Annotated in this window: 1 protein-coding gene; it reads left to right on the top strand. The window is 56.1% G+C overall.

Annotated features, from left to right (window positions below):
- Nucleotides 1–88 precede the first annotated feature (88 nt).
- Nucleotides 89–1,440, top strand: a protein-coding gene (locus J2D77_RS17095; protein ID WP_207847740.1) for an IS3 family transposase whose coding sequence is annotated in 2 segments (ribosomal slippage) — nt 89–425 and nt 425–1,440 — 1,353 coding nt in all. Because the reading frame shifts where the segments join, the coding sequence is not laid out codon by codon here.
- Nucleotides 1,441–1,514 lie beyond the last annotated feature (74 nt).

Here is a 1,514-nt window from a genome sequence, read left to right as displayed (position 1 = left end):
ACTGTCCGCCGTCAGGATCTATGGGACGAAATTGGTGAATTGAATAATGGAGGATTTCTGGCTCATCGTAACGACGAAGGAGTGAAGTATGAGCCAGAAATCCTTGCCGGAGACGACATCGGGGGAGCGGTTGATCCGCGATATCCGCCGGGCGACGCGCCGGCAGTATTCGGCGGAAGAGAAGATCCGCATTGTGCTTGATGGCCTGCGGGGCGAGAGCAGCATAGCTGAGCTGTGCCGCCGTGAAGGTATTGCCGAAAGCCTGTATTATTCCTGGTCGAAGGAGTTTCTTGAGGCCGGGAAGAAACGACTTGCGGGCGATACGGCGCGTAACGCCACGACCAGTGAAGTCCGTCATCTGCGTGACGAGGCGCGGGCCCTGAAAGAGGTCGTGGCCGAGCAGGCACTGGAACTGCGCCTGCTTAAAAAAAGCATGATCGGGGATGGGGGAGACCCCGCATGAGATATATGGCTTCGGAAAAGCTCGAGATCATCCGCCTTGTCGAGCAATCAGCCCTGCCGGTTCGGCAGGTTCTCGGCAAGATTGGTATCCCGCGTTCAACCTTTCACCGCTGGTGCGATCTATATCGGACGGGCGGACCGGAAGCCCTGGCTGACAAGCCCTCTGGACCCAATCGGATATGGAACCGCATCGCGGACGATATCCGTGCACAGATCATTGATCTGGCGCTGGAGACGCCGGAACTGTCGCCTCGTGAAATTGCCGTGCGGTTCACCGACGAGCAGGGCTATTTCGTCTCGGAAGCCTCGGTCTATCGCCTGCTCAAGGCCCATGACCTGATCACCAGTCCGAAATTCATCGTCATCAAGGCGGCGGAGAGCTTCCATACAAAAACAACAGCGCCGAACCAGCTCTGGCAGACGGATTTCACCTATCTCAAGGTTATCGGATGGGGATGGTTCTATCTGTCGACCATCCTTGATGATTTCTCACGCTACATCATCGCCTGGAAGTTGTGCACGACCATGGCCGCATCCGATGTGACGCAAACGCTGGAACTCGCCTTGCAGGCATCAGGGCTTCATCAAGCCACGGTCAGACACCGCCCGCGACTGCTCTCCGATAACGGCCCCTGTTATGTTGCTGACGAACTCGCGAAATGGCTAAATCAGAACAGCATGGATCATGTGCGTGGCGCTCCCAACCATCCCCAGACACAAGGGAAGATCGAGCGTTGGCACCAGACGCTCAAGAACCGCGTGCTTCTTGAGCATTATTATCTGCCTGGAGATCTCGAAAGCCAGATCGAGGCATTCGTCGAAAACTATAATCAGCGCCGCTATCACGAGAGCCTCAACAATCTCACGCCGGCCGATGTCTGGTTCGGACGGGGGCAGACAATCCTGCTCGAACGTGAGCGCATCAAAAGAGCTACCATCCAGAAACGACGCTTGCTTCATCAGCAGCGCGCCGCCTAAACATCATAATCAGATGGGCCAGACCCTCCGTTATTTCACACCATCCATAGTCCCAAATCTTGCGACGACGGACA

It is taken from the genome of Acetobacter garciniae, from assembly GCF_017377735.1.
Taxonomy (GTDB): domain Bacteria; phylum Pseudomonadota; class Alphaproteobacteria; order Acetobacterales; family Acetobacteraceae; genus Acetobacter; species Acetobacter garciniae.
Note: the sequence above shows the minus strand (reverse complement) of the source record. Positions and strands in the feature narration are given on the sequence as shown.